This is a genomic window from Neobacillus ginsengisoli (assembly GCF_030813055.1).
Genome location: NZ_JAUSTW010000029.1, coordinates 1 through 1881 on the forward strand (window position 1 = coordinate 1; position 1881 = coordinate 1881).

Annotated in this window: 1 protein-coding gene; it reads right to left on the reverse strand. The window is 35.6% G+C overall.

Annotation, left to right across the window (positions count from 1 at the left end):
• Positions 1 to 1586: group II intron reverse transcriptase/maturase (ltrA, locus tag J2S10_RS27330; RefSeq protein WP_459077137.1), on the reverse strand; the 1586-nt coding region annotated here is incomplete at its 3' end.
• Positions 1587 to 1881: the final 295 nt, after the last annotated feature.

A 1881-nucleotide genomic window follows, 5' to 3' on the forward strand; every position in this document is an offset into this window, starting at 1 on the left:
GTTCCAGTGACTGCACATTTTCCATATTGGGAAATGAACTTACTTATGCGGTTGTCATTGTATTCAATCGTTTTATTTGGAATAAAGTTTTTCATAACATAGCTTAATACGTTTTTGTTAATCGCTTTTAGGCTTTGGTGTATTTTTTCTCTTCCTTTAGCAGTATAATTACACGTATCTTGCGAGAAACATAGATTTGTTTTATGCCGTTGAGCATAAATCGGGACAAACACCATTTCCTGTATCTTATAGTATTGTAGGTCGTACCCTTTGTAGCGTTTCTGAAACGTACTAGTCATGTCAGTAAATTTGGCTTCTTTTCTGACGTTCTTTAGTCGATTATATAGCGTCTTTTGGAGGTAAGAGTTCAACTCAATTAAATTATTTGTGATTTGAGTGGCGGCAGAGTAATAATTTTGAATTCCCATTACAACTGTATTAAAATGCCAAACTGTTTCTTTACAAGGTTTTTCCTGAATGGCTTTAATAGATCCCTTGATTTTTATGAACGCATTGGACTTTGCTTTCTTCGTCATATTGGACTGGACTACATAGCCCATCCTTGTCTTACCTTTCCTAATAGCTCGGAAAGCAAATCCAAGAAATTCTGACGAATTTTTCATTAGGTTTATTACCTTTGATTTTTCTTCACTTGTATCAAGGTGTAATCTTGTATAAAGAAAATCTTTTATAGCGTAGTTCATTTTGATCGCTTGCGAGCGTGTGCGACATAAAACTTTAAGATCATCAGCGTATCTTACGATGTAACATTCTTTTAGATTAGATTTCTTGAGCGCTTGTATTTTACTTCCGTTGTGTTTATATGGATGGTTGCTTTTAAATGTCTCCCATTGGTTACTTATCCACCAGTCTAATTCATTTAAAACAATATTAGATAATAATGGAGATAAAATGCCACCTTGCGGCACGCCTTTTGTCGGTATGCCTTCACCTTCAATTTCAGCTTTTAACAGTTTTGAAATGATAAAAAGTAGTGATTTATCTCTAATGCCTAATGACCAAATTTGTTTAAGTAATTTACTGTGGTTTACATTGTCAAAGAAACCGCGAATATCTACATCTATGCAATGATAGAGGCCCGCCAAGTTTATAAGGGACTCAAACCTTGCTTTCGCGTGGTGAGTGCTTCTGTTCGGTCTAAAACCGTAACTATGCTTATGAAACTTCGCTTCGCAAATCGGTTCTAACACTTGTAATATGCACTGTTGAAGGATTCTGTCCCATATCGTTGGGATACCTAACGGTCTTACTTTGCCATTCGGCTTTGATATGAACACACGCCTAACTTTTTGTGGAACATACGATTGAAGCATATTTTGAACCTTCTGAATGACTTCTTCTACAGACAAACATTTGACATCTTCAATGGTTAATTTATTTGTACCAGCCGTTTTACTTCCTGTATTTCTTTTGATATTTCGATAAGCAAGACGTATATTTTCATCAGAACTAATCCATTTCATTAAGTCATAGAAATTTTGACCATTAACACTTTGAGCGTACAAATTGTCAAAACAATACTGCATATCGTAATACTCATTGTGTCTCAGTTTCTTCCGTTTCAACAAGTCGGTGACTCCCTTGGGAGTTGAACCTCTTTTAGTCTCACAAGAACCTTATTAACCGATAGAACTGCCTTACATGGTTGAGTGATTCTTCATTAGTCTAGTGGCTATCCCTTCATGTTGATTAGACATTTCATTGGTACTGTGCCACCACTTTCACTGATACAAAGATAAGTTATACAATAGCTAATCTCACTATTGCTTTCCTTACCAACGGTTCATAGGAAGTAAGTCCTCCACGTTATCAGCTTACAACGTTGAATTATATCTATTATAGAATGAACTTAGGTGCTTC